10 protein-coding genes are annotated in these 14,312 nt (G+C 32.1%); 8 read left to right on the top strand and 2 right to left on the bottom strand.

Going from position 1 to position 14,312, the window contains the following annotated elements:
* Positions 1–144 precede the first annotated feature (144 nt).
* Positions 145–1,194, bottom strand: a complete 1,050-nt coding sequence (locus O5Y44_RS00005) for a PTS sugar transporter subunit IIC (protein WP_371465071.1) — start codon at positions 1,192–1,194, stop codon at positions 145–147.
* A gap of 159 nt (positions 1,195–1,353) precedes the next feature.
* The gene (locus tag O5Y44_RS00010) at positions 1,354–1,611 is read right to left on the bottom strand and encodes a SemiSWEET family transporter (RefSeq protein WP_060914275.1); all 258 of its coding nucleotides are present in this window, start codon (positions 1,609–1,611) and stop codon (positions 1,354–1,356) included.
* A gap of 215 nt (positions 1,612–1,826) precedes the next feature.
* Here O5Y44_RS00010 and O5Y44_RS00015 point away from each other — a divergent pair, with 215 nt between their 5' ends.
* The 8 genes from O5Y44_RS00015 to O5Y44_RS00050 all read left to right on the top strand — a co-directional run bounded on the left by O5Y44_RS00015 (position 1,827) and on the right by O5Y44_RS00050 (position 14,203).
* The gene (locus O5Y44_RS00015) at positions 1,827–2,471 is read left to right on the top strand and encodes a hypothetical protein (RefSeq protein WP_371465073.1); all 645 of its coding nucleotides are present in this window, start codon (positions 1,827–1,829) and stop codon (positions 2,469–2,471) included.
* A 388-nt stretch (positions 2,472–2,859) separates the two neighbouring features.
* Positions 2,860–5,592: an isoleucine--tRNA ligase gene (gene ileS, locus O5Y44_RS00020; RefSeq protein WP_371465074.1), complete on the top strand. Its 2,733-nt coding sequence runs from the start codon at positions 2,860–2,862 to the stop codon at positions 5,590–5,592.
* A gap of 133 nt (positions 5,593–5,725) precedes the next feature.
* Positions 5,726–6,061, top strand: coding sequence for an HIRAN domain-containing protein (locus O5Y44_RS00025; RefSeq protein WP_371465075.1), 336 nt, complete (start codon positions 5,726–5,728; stop codon positions 6,059–6,061).
* Between the two features lie 40 nt (positions 6,062–6,101).
* Positions 6,102–7,088, top strand: coding sequence for a helix-turn-helix transcriptional regulator (locus tag O5Y44_RS00030; protein WP_371465076.1), 987 nt, complete (start codon positions 6,102–6,104; stop codon positions 7,086–7,088).
* A 235-nt stretch (positions 7,089–7,323) separates the two neighbouring features.
* Entirely contained in the window at positions 7,324–9,888 is a 2,565-nt protein-coding gene (gene secA / locus O5Y44_RS00035) for a preprotein translocase subunit SecA (RefSeq protein ID WP_316447475.1), read from the top strand.
* 81 nt (positions 9,889–9,969) lie between these two features.
* Positions 9,970–10,716, top strand: a complete 747-nt coding sequence (locus tag O5Y44_RS00040) for an NAD-dependent protein deacylase (protein ID WP_371465077.1) — start codon at positions 9,970–9,972, stop codon at positions 10,714–10,716.
* Positions 10,717–12,477: an ABC transporter ATP-binding protein gene (locus O5Y44_RS00045; RefSeq protein ID WP_371465078.1), complete on the top strand. Its 1,761-nt coding sequence runs from the start codon at positions 10,717–10,719 to the stop codon at positions 12,475–12,477.
* Positions 12,464–14,203, top strand: coding sequence for an ABC transporter ATP-binding protein (locus O5Y44_RS00050; protein WP_371465079.1), 1,740 nt, complete (start codon positions 12,464–12,466; stop codon positions 14,201–14,203). The genes O5Y44_RS00045 and O5Y44_RS00050 overlap by 14 nt, the downstream gene beginning before the upstream one ends.
* Positions 14,204–14,312 lie beyond the last annotated feature (109 nt).

The raw sequence follows: 14,312 nt of genomic DNA on the forward strand, positions 1-14,312 counted from the left end.
CCCCCGCACAGGTTATTAGATATCTAAAAAGCTTTTGTAAAGCGAATTTAGATATCAATAAGCCACTGCATTTATGAGTTCTCATACACACTTTATTAAAATTTAGGACTTTTGGGGTCAGATCACAGCCCGTCTCAAATTATTTTATAGGTTAAGTTTGTAATCTTCTTGTTTAATAATAGGTACAATTTTCGTAAATAGTTTTACAAAAAAGAAACCAGAAACTATTGGAATTAGTGCGAAGACGATAGCTGCTTTTAATATTTCTAAAGCACTTCCGTCAGTAGTCGCAAGGTGTGCTAATGGTCCAACTAGACCACTGAATCCAAATCCAGCACTCATCGCCGTACCTTTAATGTTTAGTATTGCGGCGAATACTCCCGAAACAGCAGCACTACAAAGGGCCGGTAGCATAATTTTTGGTTTAGCAAAAATATTTGCCATCGAGATTTTCGGAGATCCGATAAAGTGCGCGAAGCAAACTCCTTTAGAGTTAACTGCCCATCCTGCTATTGCAAGTGTGAATCCACAAGCACAGATTCCAAGGTTTGCAGCTCCTGAAGCTATTCCATCTATATTAATCGCAAGAGCTACCCCAACTGATGTAATTGGAGAAACTACAAGACACGCGAAAATAATCGCGATAAGAATAGTAAGAATGATAGGTTGTAATGTAAGCAGATGTTTAATTCCATCTCCTAATAATTTAGTTACTCCAGAGAAGAATGGAAGTGTATATCTACCAATACCTCCGATAATAACAAGTGTTAATGGAGGTAGGATAATTACAGCATAGTTTTTAGCTTTGTCTCCAATTAGAAGGATGAATATTGTTGCTAATGTAGCTGTAAAAATCATAGTTACGATATCACCAGAACCTTTTAACATAAGTGCAGTTTTGTCTGGAGTTGGAATAATTGAACCACTAGCAAAAAGAGTAGCTAGTCCTATAGATACACTTTGTACTGGTGTAAATTTAAAGAATAAACCAATAATAATTCCTGAAGCTAAACCTATCATAGCATTAGAGATTGTTATTGATAATGATAAAAACGCAAGTGCAGGATAAACCTTACCTATATATTTAAGTAGTTCACCAAGTAAGGCACCTGGTACTAAACATAGAACAGTTCCTAGGGCGATACCGTTAAGGACGTTCATAGTAAAATTCTTAATAGAAATTTTTTCTTTCATAAACATCATCTCCTTTATGTATTCGTTACCTAAAAAGGTTACTAATTATTATAGCGTAAAATATATATTTTGTACATTAAAATTTACTAGTTTTGAAATAATAAATTAGGAATAAATTAAAAATAAACTGACTTAAAAAAAGCCAGTTTATTAATAATATTATAGAGCTGTAAATGCAGCTGTAAATCCAAAAATTATGCCTGGTGAGTTGGCTATAACTATTGGCCAATCACGTTTTTCTCCTAGTAGACCATAAAGTACCCAAAGAGTACAGTTTATTCCTGCAACGAAAGGTTGAATAAAGTCTCCTTTATGACCGTGTATATTTCCTGAAATTTGTGGTATATATGATATATACATTAGCATAGCTGTGAATGTTGCTACCCAACTAAGTATTTTGAAAAATTTTGTATTCATATTATCCTTCTCCTTTCAAAGTACTGAAATATACTAACATATAATAAAGGATATTTCAAGTGAACTTATTAAATATTATAATTGAAAAGGATTAAAATTAAATATAATCATGAAGTGATATATATTTATAGAGAAAATAGTTAGTTTAGTTTGATTTGTATAGTTCGGCATATTATAGTATAATGTAATTTAAAATAACTAAGGAGTTTTAAAAGATGAAAGTATTAAGAAAAATACTAGCGTTATTAATAGTATTAGCTCTTTTTGGTGGTGGAGCAACATATGCGTTAACACCAAGTGAAAGTATAAATAATTCAGAAAAATTAGAAAATCATGATGCTAAGATTAAGTTGGAGGATCTAAATGGAGATTTTATTTCAAATCTTAAATTAGTTGATTCAAATATTAAAACATCATTGAAAATTAATAATAATACATTTCTATCTATATTTAAGAATGCTGTTCCAGCCAGTTCGGAATTACTAGATGGAAACTATAAGTTGGTCGATAATCATATTGAAGCAAAGTTACCTGTTAAATTAGGTCCTTGGAATACAATTATTAATACTAATATAAAAGTAACTGGTGCTAACAATAGTGTAGATTTAATTCTAGAAGATGCTAAAATTGGTAAGGTGCCTATTCCAAATTTTGCTTTAGAAAAATATTTAAAAGAAGCACTTACTGGAAGTGGTGCAGGGGTTAACGGTAATACTATTACTATTAAATCACTTGACTTACCAGTTGTTGTTGATAATATAGAGGTCACTGAAAGTAATATTAATGTAACTGCATCACTTAGTAGAGAAAAAGCATTGAAATATGCTGCGGAGAATTTTAACGCATATCGAAGAGTATAAAAAATATTAGACTTTTGAAAATGAACAATTATTAGAAGGACTTCTATATATGGAGTCTTTCTAATAGTAGGTTTTCAAAAGTCTTTTTTTTAATTTCATGATATTTTCAGATAATTTCAAATTAAATTCACATAAAAGACTTGAAAGTTTTATCGTGATGTAATATAATATACATATCGTAAATAAAGACAAGACGACTATGTGGAGTTTTAGAGAGAAACTGGTAGGTGGAAAGTTTTATAGAAGCATAGGAGTTATCACTTTATTGTGTAATAATTTTAATAGAACAAACAAGTGCTCTTGGTAGGAGTTAAAAGAGGTGGTACCGTGGATACATTTCGCCCTCTATAACTTTTACTAAGAGTTTTTTATTTTGAAAGGAGAAAAAATGGTAGAATTAAAAGATACATTATTAATGCCAAAAACGAAGTTTCCAATGCGTGGAAATCTTCCAAATAAAGAACCTGAATTCCTAAAACGTTGGGAAGAAATGGATTTATACAACAAAATTTTAGAAAAAAATGCTGGGAAACCTTCATACGTACTTCACGATGGGCCTCCATATGCGAATGGTAACATCCACATTGGACACGCATTAAACAAAATCTTAAAAGACTTTATCGTTAAATATAAAAATATGAATGGTTTTGTTTCACCTTATGTTCCAGGTTGGGATACTCACGGTCTTCCAATCGAGCAAGTATTAGTAAACAATGGTGTTGATAGAAAATCTATGCCAGCTAATAAATTTAGAAACAAATGTAAAGATTATGCCTTAAAACAAGTTGATAAACAACGTGCCGACTTCAAAAAACTTGGAGTATTAGGTGATTGGGATAACCCATACTTAACTTTAGATCCAAAATTTGAAGCTGAACAAATCCGTGTATTCGGTAAAATGGTAGACAAAGGATATATCTACAAAGGATTAAAACCTATCTACTGGTCACCATCTTCAGAGTCTGCATTAGCTGAAGCTGAAATCGAGTACCACGATCACACTTCACCATCTATCTATGTTGCTTTTGACTTAGTTAGTGAAAATGGTGCAGTAGAAAAAGGGACTAAGTTTGTTATCTGGACAACTACTCCTTGGACATTACCTGCGAACTTAGGTATTGCTGTTCACCCAGACTTTGAATACCAAGTTGTTAAATATAATGGAGAAAGCTACTTAGTAGCTAAAGAAAGAGTAGCATTCTTAGCTGAAAAATTCGGTTGGGAAAACTATGAAACAGGTGAAGTATTAGTAGGTAAAGATTTAGAGTACTTACTATGTCAACACCCATTCTTAGATAGAACTTCTACAGTAATCTTAGCTGATTATGTAACACTTGATTCAGGGACTGGTTTAGTACACACGGCTCCTGGACACGGGGTTGATGACTATCTTGTTGGTCAATTACAATACAAACTTGGAGTATTATCACCAGTTGATAACCAAGGTGTTCTTACAGAAGAAGCTGGACAATTCGCTGGTAAATTCGTATTCGATGCAAACAAAGACATTATTGCACACTTAGATGAAACTGGAGCATTATTAAAACAAGAAGATATTACTCACTCATACCCTCATGACTGGAGAAGTAAAAAACCAATTATCTTCAGAGCTACACCGCAATGGTTCTGTTCTGTTGATGCATTCCGTAGTGAATTACTTGAAGCTGTAGACAACACTAAATTCTACAGTGAATGGGGTAAACCAAGATTATACAACATGATTCGTGACCGTGGAGACTGGGTAATCAGTCGTCAACGTGTATGGGGTGTGCCAATCCCTGTATTCTACGCTGAAAACGGAGAAGAAATTTTAGATATCGAATTAATCGAACACGTAGCGAAAATCTTTGAAGAAGAAGGATCAAACGTTTGGTTCTACAAAGAAGCTTCTGAATTATTACCAGAAGGATACACTCACCCAGGAAGTCCAAACGGAGTATTCACTAAAGAGATGGATATCATGGACGTATGGTTCGACTCTGGAACATCTCACCAAGGATGTTGTGCAATTCGTGAAGATTTAACTTACCCAGCTGACTTATACTTAGAAGGAAGTGACCAATACCGTGGATGGTTCAACTCTTCACTAATCACTTCTGTAGCGGTGTCTGGAGTAGCTCCATATAAAGAGTTAGTATCTGCTGGATTCGTAATGGATGGTAATGGTAACAAGATGAGTAAATCATTAGGTAACGTTATTTCTCCTAACGATGTAGGTAAAGAATTAGGTGCTGAAATTATCCGTCTATGGTCTGCAAGTGTTGACTATACTCAAGACGTTCGTATCTCTAAAGATATCTTAAAACAAGTATCTGAAACATACAGAAAAATCAGAAATACTTTCCGTTTCTTACTAGGAAACTTATTCAACGGAAGCTTCAACAATAAGACTGATCTTGTTGCGTATGAAGATCTTGAAGAACTAGATAAATACATGGTTCTTAAATTCGAAAAAGTTGTTGCTAAAGTATTAGATTACTATGAAAATTATCAATTTAACAGTATTACTACTGAATTAATCAACTTCTTCAACGTTGAATTATCTTCATTCTACCTAGACTACGGTAAAGACATCCTTTATATCGAAGGTGAAGATTCTCACAAACGTTTAAGTATGTTAACAGTTCTTTACACAGTATTAAGTAAATCTGTTAGATTACTTGCTCCAATTCTTTCATTCACTGCTGAAGAAGTATATGACAACATGCCATACGAAGATGCTGAGTCTGTTCACTTAACAGACTTCCCAGCTAAAAATGTAATCGAAGATGCTGCGTTAGAAGCTAAATGGGATAAACTTCTTGAAGTTCGTGATGATGTGAATAAAGCATTAGAAGAAAGCCGTAATGAAAAAGTTATCGGTAAATCTTTAGAAGCAGCTGTTGAAGTATACAGTAATGATGCAGAAGTAGTTGAGTTATTAAATTCTGTTGATAACTTAAATCAATTCTTCATTGTAAGTAAAGTTGCTGTTAAAGAAAACGATGGTGTAGCTTATGATCTTGCTACTGTTAAAGTAACTAAAGCAGAAGGACACCGTTGTGACCGTTGTTGGAATATCGTAGATGAAGTAAACGAAGAAGGTTTATGTCCACGTTGTGCTAGCATCTTAAACAAATAATAGAATAACTTACATATAGAACTTAGGTTAAATTTAATCTAAGTTCTAATTTTTTTTAATAAATTTTATAGTGTCCAAAAAAATGGACAGATAGACTGTTATAATTAAATCACAAAACGAAGAGGTGATTAAAATGGAAAAAGATTATATTACAATTACAGGGATGGAGCACTATTTTGGAAATAAGATTTTTAAAGTAGGGGATGTTATCAGTTGTGAAAAAGAGTTTGATAACGACTATGATGAAGAAGCTATTAAAGTTATGATGAAAACTTTTGGTAAAGTTGGTTATGTAGGAAATTCTTGTAGGACTGTTGCAAAAGGTACTAAAAGTGCAGGAAGAATTTACGATAAAGTTGGAGATAAATTTTTTGTAAAAGTTTGTTTTGTTACTGGAAGTTCTGTAATCGCAGAAGTTGTCAATAGAGATGTGAAAATACATAAAAGTAATAGAAAAATTCGTAAATAGTTGTTATTATATACATAAGTGTATATAAGGAGCAAAATTTATGGAAAAAGGAAGATATCAAAAATTAAAGCTATTGTACCTATTGGAAATACTAAGAGACTATAGCGATGAAAATACTTATTTAAGTGTAAAAGAATTAACTACTTTACTCTTGAAAAAAGAAATTATTGTTGAGAGAAAAACTCTATATAAAGATATAGAATTACTACAAGATTATGGATTTAATATCGTTATTGAAAAGAATGGTCGTGAGAATATCTATGCATTAGTAGAAAGAGAATTTGAGCTTGCCGAGGTGAAGATGCTAATCGATGTAATTCAGGCGAGTAAGTTTCTAACTGTAAAAAAATCACGAGATCTAATTTTAAAATTGAAGAAATTAGCGAGTAAAAAACAAGCTCAGAAAATTCAAAGACAAGTATATTCTTTCGAAGAAAATAAATATATAAATGAAAATATTTATTACAATATTGATGCAATTCACAATGCAATTGCGGAAAATAAGCAAATTGATTTTAATTATTGGCAATGGAATTATAAAAAACAGATGATTGATAGAAAAAATGGTGAAGTCTATAATGTAAGTCCATTCGCTCTAGTGTGGAATGATGAAAATTACTATATGGTTGCTTTTGATGCTAAGACAGAGTTGATAAAAAATTATCGTGTTGATAAAATGCGAAATGTTGTTATTGCTGATGGTGACAGAGTGGGTCATGAAAAGTTTCAAAAAGAAGATATATCTGGTTATTCAAAGAAAATATTTGGCATGTATGGTGGAACTTTAGAAAAAGTGACTTTAGAGTTTAAAGAATCATTAATAGGAGCAATCGTTGATAGATTTGGAAAAGATATTATTATTCATAAAAAAGATGATATTTATCAAACTTCTGTAGAGGTTATGTGTAGTGGTCATTTCTTAGGTTGGATTTTCTCTTTAGGTAACGATATAGAAATATTAGCGCCTCAAAATGTTCGAGATTTATATGTTGAGAAAGTAGAAAGTTTACTAAAAAAATACAAATAAAAAAATTCTAGTAGAATTTTAAGAGGGAGTTCTGCTAGAATTTTTGTATGTTTAAAATCAAAAAATATATAAATTCATTTAGCTTTATTAGTTGTATAAAAAACGTAGTTAATATCAACTTAAAATCGTGTTATTGTTGTTGCTTTAAAGATAAATGAATGTTATAATTAAAAGATGAATTATAATATGATTATAAAATCATTTAATAGAAAAATATGTCGGAAGGAAAATGTTAATGGCTATTTTAGGAAAAATATTTGATGCTAACAGAAGAGAAGTAAAAAGCTTATCGAAATTAGCTGATAAAGTATTAGCTAAAGATGAAGAATATTCAAGTCTTAGCGATGAACAATTAGTAAATAAAACAGAAGAATTTAAAGCTTATATCCAAGAACAAAAAGAAAAAGGTAAAGAAACACCGGATATATTAGATAAAATTTTAGTAGATGCATTTGCTGCAGCTCGTGAAGGGGCATTCCGTTCTTTAGGAATGAAACCATATAAAGTTCAAATCATGGGTGGTATCGCACTTCACCGTGGGGATATCGCAGAGATGAGAACAGGGGAAGGTAAAACTCTTACTGCAACAATGCCTGTATACTTAAATGCATTAGCTGGAGAAGGGGTACACGTTGTTACAGTTAACGAATACTTATCTCAACGTGATGCTCAAGAAATGGGAGTTTTTTATAACTATATGGGACTTTCTGTTGGGCTTAACTTAAACTCTTTAAACTCTGAAGAGAAAAGAGCAGCGTACAATGCTGATATTACATACTCAACAAACAATGAGTTAGGATTTGACTATTTAAGAGATAACATGGTTAAGACAGTTGAAGCTCGTGTTCAACGTCCATTAAACTATGCCGTAATCGATGAGGTTGACTCAGTTCTTATCGATGAAGCTCGTACACCACTTATTATTTCTGGTGAAGGACAAGAATCAACTTCACTTTATCAAGTAGCGAATGCTTTCGTTAAAACTCTGAAAAAAGCAGAGGAAGAAGATGGAAGTGATGGAGATTATACTTTAGATATTAAAACTAAAGCTATTCAACTTTCTGAAAATGGTATTGATAAAGCTGAAAGTTACTTTGGGTTAAAAAATCTTTATGAATTAAAAAATGTTGATTTAACTCACCACATTAACCAAGCGTTAAAAGCTAACTACACAATGGCTTTAGATGTTGACTACGTAGTTGCTGAAGATGGAGAGATCTTAATCGTTGACCAATTTACAGGTCGTACAATGCCAGGTCGTCGTTTCTCTGAAGGATTACACCAAGCTATCGAAGCTAAAGAAGGCGTTCCTATTCAAAAAGAAAGTAAAACAATGGCGACTATTACTTTCCAAAACTTCTTCAGAATGTACAAAAAACTTAGTGGTATGACAGGTACTGGTAAAACAGAAGAAGAGGAATTTAGAAATATTTACAACATGTTTGTAACAACTATTCCTACAAACAGACCTATCCAAAGGATTGATGCACCAGACTATATTTATTCAAACATGGAAGCTAAGTTCAATGCGGTAGCTCAAGAAGTTAAAGAACGTTATGACAAAGGACAACCAGTTCTTTTAGGTACAGTCTCTATTGAAACGAGTGAATTAGTATCTAAGTTATTATATAGATATGGAGTACCTCACAAAGTACTTAATGCTAAACAAAATGAAAGTGAAGCAGAAATTATTAAACAAGCTGGTCAACGTGGTTCAGTAACAATTGCGACTAACATGGCTGGTCGTGGTACGGATATTAAACTTGGTGAAGGTGTTCGTGAATTAGGAGGTCTTGCCGTAATCGGTACAGAACGTCACGAATCTCGTCGTATTGATAACCAGCTACGTGGACGTTCAGGGCGTCAAGGGGACCCTGGTTACAGTAGATTCTATTTATCTTTAGAAGATGAGCTAATGGTTCGTTTCGGAGCTGATAGATTACAAAAAATTATGGGTAAAGATGTAGATACACCACTTGAAAGTAGAATGGTAAGTAGATCTGTAGAAAGTGCTCAAAAACGTGTTGAAGGTAATAACTATGATTCACGTAAACAAGTACTTCAATATGATGATGTATTACGTAAACAACGTGAAATTATGTACGCTGAAAGAAATGAAGTATTAGAAAACGAAGTAGTTACTGATATTATTCAAGAAATGATCGGTGATGCAGTTGATAAAACTATGGCATTTATCACTGAAAACTTAGAAGCGCACAGTGAAAAAGAGGAAACAGAAGAAATCATTAAATCACTTAACGAGAAGTTCTTAGGTCAAAAACCTATTACCGAGAGTGAATACTCAGATGTTATGTCTGATGATGAAATTCGTGAATTAGTATTACACAGAATTAATTTAGAGTTAGCTGAGAAACGTGAGTTACTTGGTGATGAAACTATGAATTCATTCGAGAAATACATTCTTCTTAATGCAATTGATGATAGATGGACTGATCATATCGACCAAATGGATCAACTTAGAAAAGGGATTTTCCTACGTTCATATGGACAAATTGATCCACTTCGTGAATACAAAACTGAAGGTTACCAAATGTTCGAGGACATGATTGATGATATTCAAGTTGAAGTTGTTACTAACTTAATGCGTATTAGAGTAGAACGCCACGAAGAAATCGAGATGAAACAAGAACCAACGAACCTTGTAACTAATGATAGTAAAGAACATATTGCTCGTGGTCCAGTTAAGAGTGCTTCTCGTGAAGAGAAAAAAGCTCGTATCGAAGAGCGTAAACAACGTATCAAAGAGTTAAAAGCTCAAAAAGATAAAGAAACTAATTAGTAGTTAATTTAAAGAAGGAGACTTAAAAAAGAGTTTCCTTCTTTTAATAGCTTTTTATAATATTATAAGGAGGTAAGTATTATGAATGATATAGACAGACTAAGAGAAATAATTGATTCAAATGATAATATTGTCTTTTTCGGTGGTGCTGGAGTCTCTACAGAATCAGATATTCCTGATTTTAGAAGTGCAAATGGTGTTTTTAGCGTTGAACTTAATCGTCATTTTACACCAGAGCAACTCGTTTCAAGAACGATGTTTGTGAAGTATCCTGTAGATTTCTTTGATTTTTATAAGAAGCATTTGGTCTATCCTGATGCTAAACCGAATAAGGCACATTATTATTTAGCGGAGTTAGAAAAACAAGGTAAGTTAAAAGCTGTTGTTACTCAAAATATAGATACACTTCATGAACAAGCAGGAAGCAAAAATGTCTTGAAATTACATGGAAGTGTGGATGCTAACTATTGTACTAAGTGTAAGTCTTTTTATAACTTAGAAGATTTTTTAGCTAAAGATGAAGAAATTCCTAGTTGCGATAAATGTGGTGGGGTTATAAAACCTTATGTTACTCTTTATGAAGAAGAGCTTGATATGACAGTATTTAATGCTGCTATTAACTTTATTGAAAAGGCTGATGTACTTATTATCGGTGGAACTTCATTAAGTGTTTATCCTGCTGCTAACTTATTGCATTATTTTAGAGGTAAGTATTTAATTGTTATTAATAAAACTTCTACACCACAGGATAATATGGCAAATCTTGTTATTAATGGAAAAATCGGAGAGGTCTTCTCAAAATTAGAAGAAAGAGAAGGAGGAATGTAGATGTATTTATTTAGAAAATTAGCTTGGTTTATGAAGCTAGAAAAAAAACGATATCTAATAGGAATAATTGCTCTTATTCTAGTGAGTATTTTTAACTTGATTCCGCCGAAAGTTATCGGTACAGTAATTGATAAAATTGAATCAGGTAATCTGACGAATGGACAGTTATTTTTAAATGTTGGTTATTTAGTATTAGCTGCTCTGGCTATGTATGCTCTTCGTTATGTTTGGCGTGTTTACATTTTTGGAGCTGCTTATAATTTAGGTCGTATTTTAAGATCGAAACTTTTTGAACATTTTACAAAGATGTCTCCTTCATTCTTCCAAAAGTACCGTACTGGAGATTTAATGGCACATGCGACGAATGATATAAACTCTGTGGCAATGGTTGCAGGTGGTGGAGTGATGTCTGCGGTTGATGCAAGTATTACTGCACTAGTTACGCTGTTCACGATGATATTCTTAATAGATTTCAAATTAACTTTAATAGCGATTATTCCTTTACCATTTTTAGCGTATGCTACTAATTATATTGGTGATAAAAACTATGAGAGTTTCGAAGAAGCGCAAGAATCTTTTTCTGATTTGAATAATAAGGTTCAAGAGAGTGTTTCAGGGATAAAAGTTACGAAATCATTCGGTTATGGTAACGATGAAATAAAGAGTTTTAAAGAAGTTAATAAAAAAGTATTCGGAAAGAATGTTATTGCTGCTAAGTATAATTCTTTATTCGATCCAATGGTATTAATATTCGTTGGATTATCTTATACACTTACTCTTGTTTTTGGAGGTATCTTTGTTTCTAATGGAGAGTTATCTGTTGGTGAGTTAGTTACTTTCGTTACATATCTTGATATGTTAGTATGGCCGCTTCAAGCGATAGGTTGGTTATATAATATCTCACAACGTGGTGAGGTATCTTATAAGCGTATTGAGAGTTTATTAGATGAAGTTAATGATGTTAATATTAATTTAAACAGTAAAGTTAAAGCTGAAAATGGAAGATTAGAGTATAATATCAACAACTTTGAATTTGAAGAAGGTAAGTCTGTATTGAAAGATATTAAGTTTGCTATTGAAAAAGGTCAAACCCTTGGTATTGTAGGTGTTACTGGTTCAGGTAAAACTACTTTACTAAGATTGTTACTAAGAGAATTCAATATTAAATCGGGGAATATCCTACTTAATAATCGAGATATTGCTGACTACAGTCTAAGTGATTTAAGAAAACTTATTGGATATGTACCGCAAGATCAGGTACTATTCGCTATGTCGATTAAAGAAAATATTCGTTTTGCTAATCCTCAAATTGATGATAAAAAGGTAGAAGAAATTACGAAAATTTGTGGTTTATATGATGATATAATGGCTATGCCAGAGAAGTTTGATACAATTGTTGGAGAAAAAGGTGTTAGTCTTTCTGGAGGTCAAAAACAACGTTTAGCTATGAGTCGTGCTTTGATTATTAATCCAGAGATATTAATTCTTGATGATTCTTTATCTGCTGTTGATGCTAAGACGGAGCACATTATTTTAGAAAACTTAAAAGAACAACGTAGTGGTCAGACAAATATTATTACAGCTCACAGACTATCCGCGGTTGTTGAAGCTGACTTAATAATTGTTTTAGGTGATGATACTATTATTGAAAAAGGTACTCACGATGAGTTAATAGCAAATAACGGTTGGTATAAAGAGACTTATGAAAGTCAACAGATGGAAGAAAACTTGAAAGGAGGAAGTGAAGATGTCGAAAAGTAAAACATTTTTTAGATTAATGCGTTATATGTTCCGATATAAAGGGCTATCGGTATTAGCATTATTATTTATATTACTAACTTCTATAGTAGCGACAGCAATTCCTCTTTTAGCTCAGTATTATATTGATAACTTTATTACAAAAAATATTGCTAAAGCAGGGTTATATATATTAATAATTTATTTTGGATTATTTATTCTAAGGGTAGTATTTACATTTTTAGGTGAATTCTACTTTGCAAGAGTGGCTCACAGTATAGTTAGAGATTTACGTAATGATAGTTTTGCTAACTTGCAAAAATTAGGTATGTCTTACTTTGATAAGACTCCTGTAGGTTCTGTAGTATCGAGATTAACTAATGATACACAAGCTGTTGCGGATATGTTTGGAACAATTTTCTCAAGTTTTCTAAATACGATACTTATGTTTGTAGTAACACTTTCTGCAATGATTGCTTTAAGTTGGCAATTAACAATCTACATGATACTTTTTATTCCAGTAATGGTTGGTTCGGTATATCTATACCAGAAGCTTTCTAGTAGATTAGTAGAAATTTCTCGTGCGAAAATTAGTGAAATGAATACTAAATTATCTGAATCTATAGAGGGTATGAAGATAATCCAAGCGTTTAATCAGGAACAACGCCTAATTGATGAATTTGGAGAAGTTAATAATGAACACCTTCGTTATTACACCAAGTCATTAAAGGTTGATAGTTTATTATTAAGACCAGCTATGGCTTTATTTAAAGTATTAGCATATGGTGTTATCGTAATGTATTTTGGGCTAAGTTTTGAAAGTGATGGTTTTACTGCTGGGATAATCTATGCGTTTATTCAATATACGAATCAGCTGTTCAATCCATTAATTGAACTTATGCAAAACTTCTCAATTCTTCAAACTTCTATAATTTCTGCAGGACGTGTTTTCACACTAATAGATAATGAAGAATATGAGCCAGAACAAAAAGAAAGTGATTATAAAATTTCTCGAGGTGATATTGAATTTAAGAATGTTAGTTTCTCGTATGATGGTAAACGTGATGTACTTAAAAATATTTCATTTAGTGTAAAAAATGGAGAGAGTATTGCTTTTGTAGGAGCAACTGGTTCTGGTAAATCATCAATTATGAATCTTTTCCTTAGATTTTATGATTATGATAGAGGAGAAATACTAATTGATGGTGTTAATATAAAAGACTATAGTTCTAAAGAATTAAGAAACAGTGTTGGATTAGTTCTGCAAGATCCATTTTTATATCATGGGACTGTAGAGTCTAATATTAAGATGTATAATGAAGAATTAACAAGAGAAGATGTTATTGAAGCGGCTAAGTTTGTTGATGCACATAACTTTATAGATAAATTAGAAGATAAGTATGATAGCTTAGTTACAGAAAGAGGGGCAACTTTTTCTAGTGGAGAAAGACAACTACTTACATTTGCTAGAACTATAGCGAGTAAACCGAAAATTTTAATCCTTGATGAAGCTACTGCAAATATCGACTCTGAAACAGAAGAGTTAATTCAACATTCTCTTGAAAAAATGAGAAAAGGTAGAACGACAATAGCAATTGCCCATAGGTTATCTACGATTCAAGATTCTAACTGTATTTACGTTTTAGATAAAGGTGAAATTATTGAATCTGGAACACACGATGAGTTGATAGCATTAAAAGGTAATTATTACAAAATGTACCAACTTCAAGCAGGTATGTTAAATAAATAGATTTTAAACTAGAAGTGAATAAAGTAGCTTCTAGTTTTTTTTATGAGAAAAAATAAATTTTTACATAACATTGGTTAACATAAATTTAAAGTGTTAATTATAATGTTTA

This window comes from Gemella sp. 27098_8_155, from assembly GCF_041433725.1.
Taxonomy (GTDB): Bacteria; Bacillota; Bacilli; order Staphylococcales; family Gemellaceae; genus Gemella; species Gemella haemolysans_D.

Excerpts from the sequence above, each read along its gene's own strand:
- O5Y44_RS00045 (WP_371465078.1), top strand. The coding sequence starts at position 10,717 with ATGTATTTATTTAGAAAATTAGCTTGGTTTATGAAGCTAGAAAAAAAA.
- O5Y44_RS00040 (WP_371465077.1), top strand. The coding sequence starts at position 9,970 with ATGAATGATATAGACAGACTAAGAGAAATAATTGATTCAAATGATAAT.
- O5Y44_RS00015 (WP_371465073.1), top strand. The coding sequence starts at position 1,827 with ATGAAAGTATTAAGAAAAATACTAGCGTTATTAATAGTATTAGCTCTT.
- O5Y44_RS00030 (WP_371465076.1), top strand. The coding sequence starts at position 6,102 with ATGGAAAAAGGAAGATATCAAAAATTAAAGCTATTGTACCTATTGGAA.
- O5Y44_RS00025 (WP_371465075.1), top strand. The coding sequence starts at position 5,726 with ATGGAAAAAGATTATATTACAATTACAGGGATGGAGCACTATTTTGGA.
- O5Y44_RS00005 (WP_371465071.1), bottom strand. The coding sequence starts at position 1,194 with ATGAAAGAAAAAATTTCTATTAAGAATTTTACTATGAACGTCCTTAAC.
- ileS (WP_371465074.1), top strand. The coding sequence starts at position 2,860 with ATGGTAGAATTAAAAGATACATTATTAATGCCAAAAACGAAGTTTCCA.
- secA (WP_316447475.1), top strand. The coding sequence starts at position 7,324 with ATGGCTATTTTAGGAAAAATATTTGATGCTAACAGAAGAGAAGTAAAA.
- O5Y44_RS00050 (WP_371465079.1), top strand. The coding sequence starts at position 12,464 with ATGTCGAAAAGTAAAACATTTTTTAGATTAATGCGTTATATGTTCCGA.
- O5Y44_RS00010 (WP_060914275.1), bottom strand. The coding sequence starts at position 1,611 with ATGAATACAAAATTTTTCAAAATACTTAGTTGGGTAGCAACATTCACA.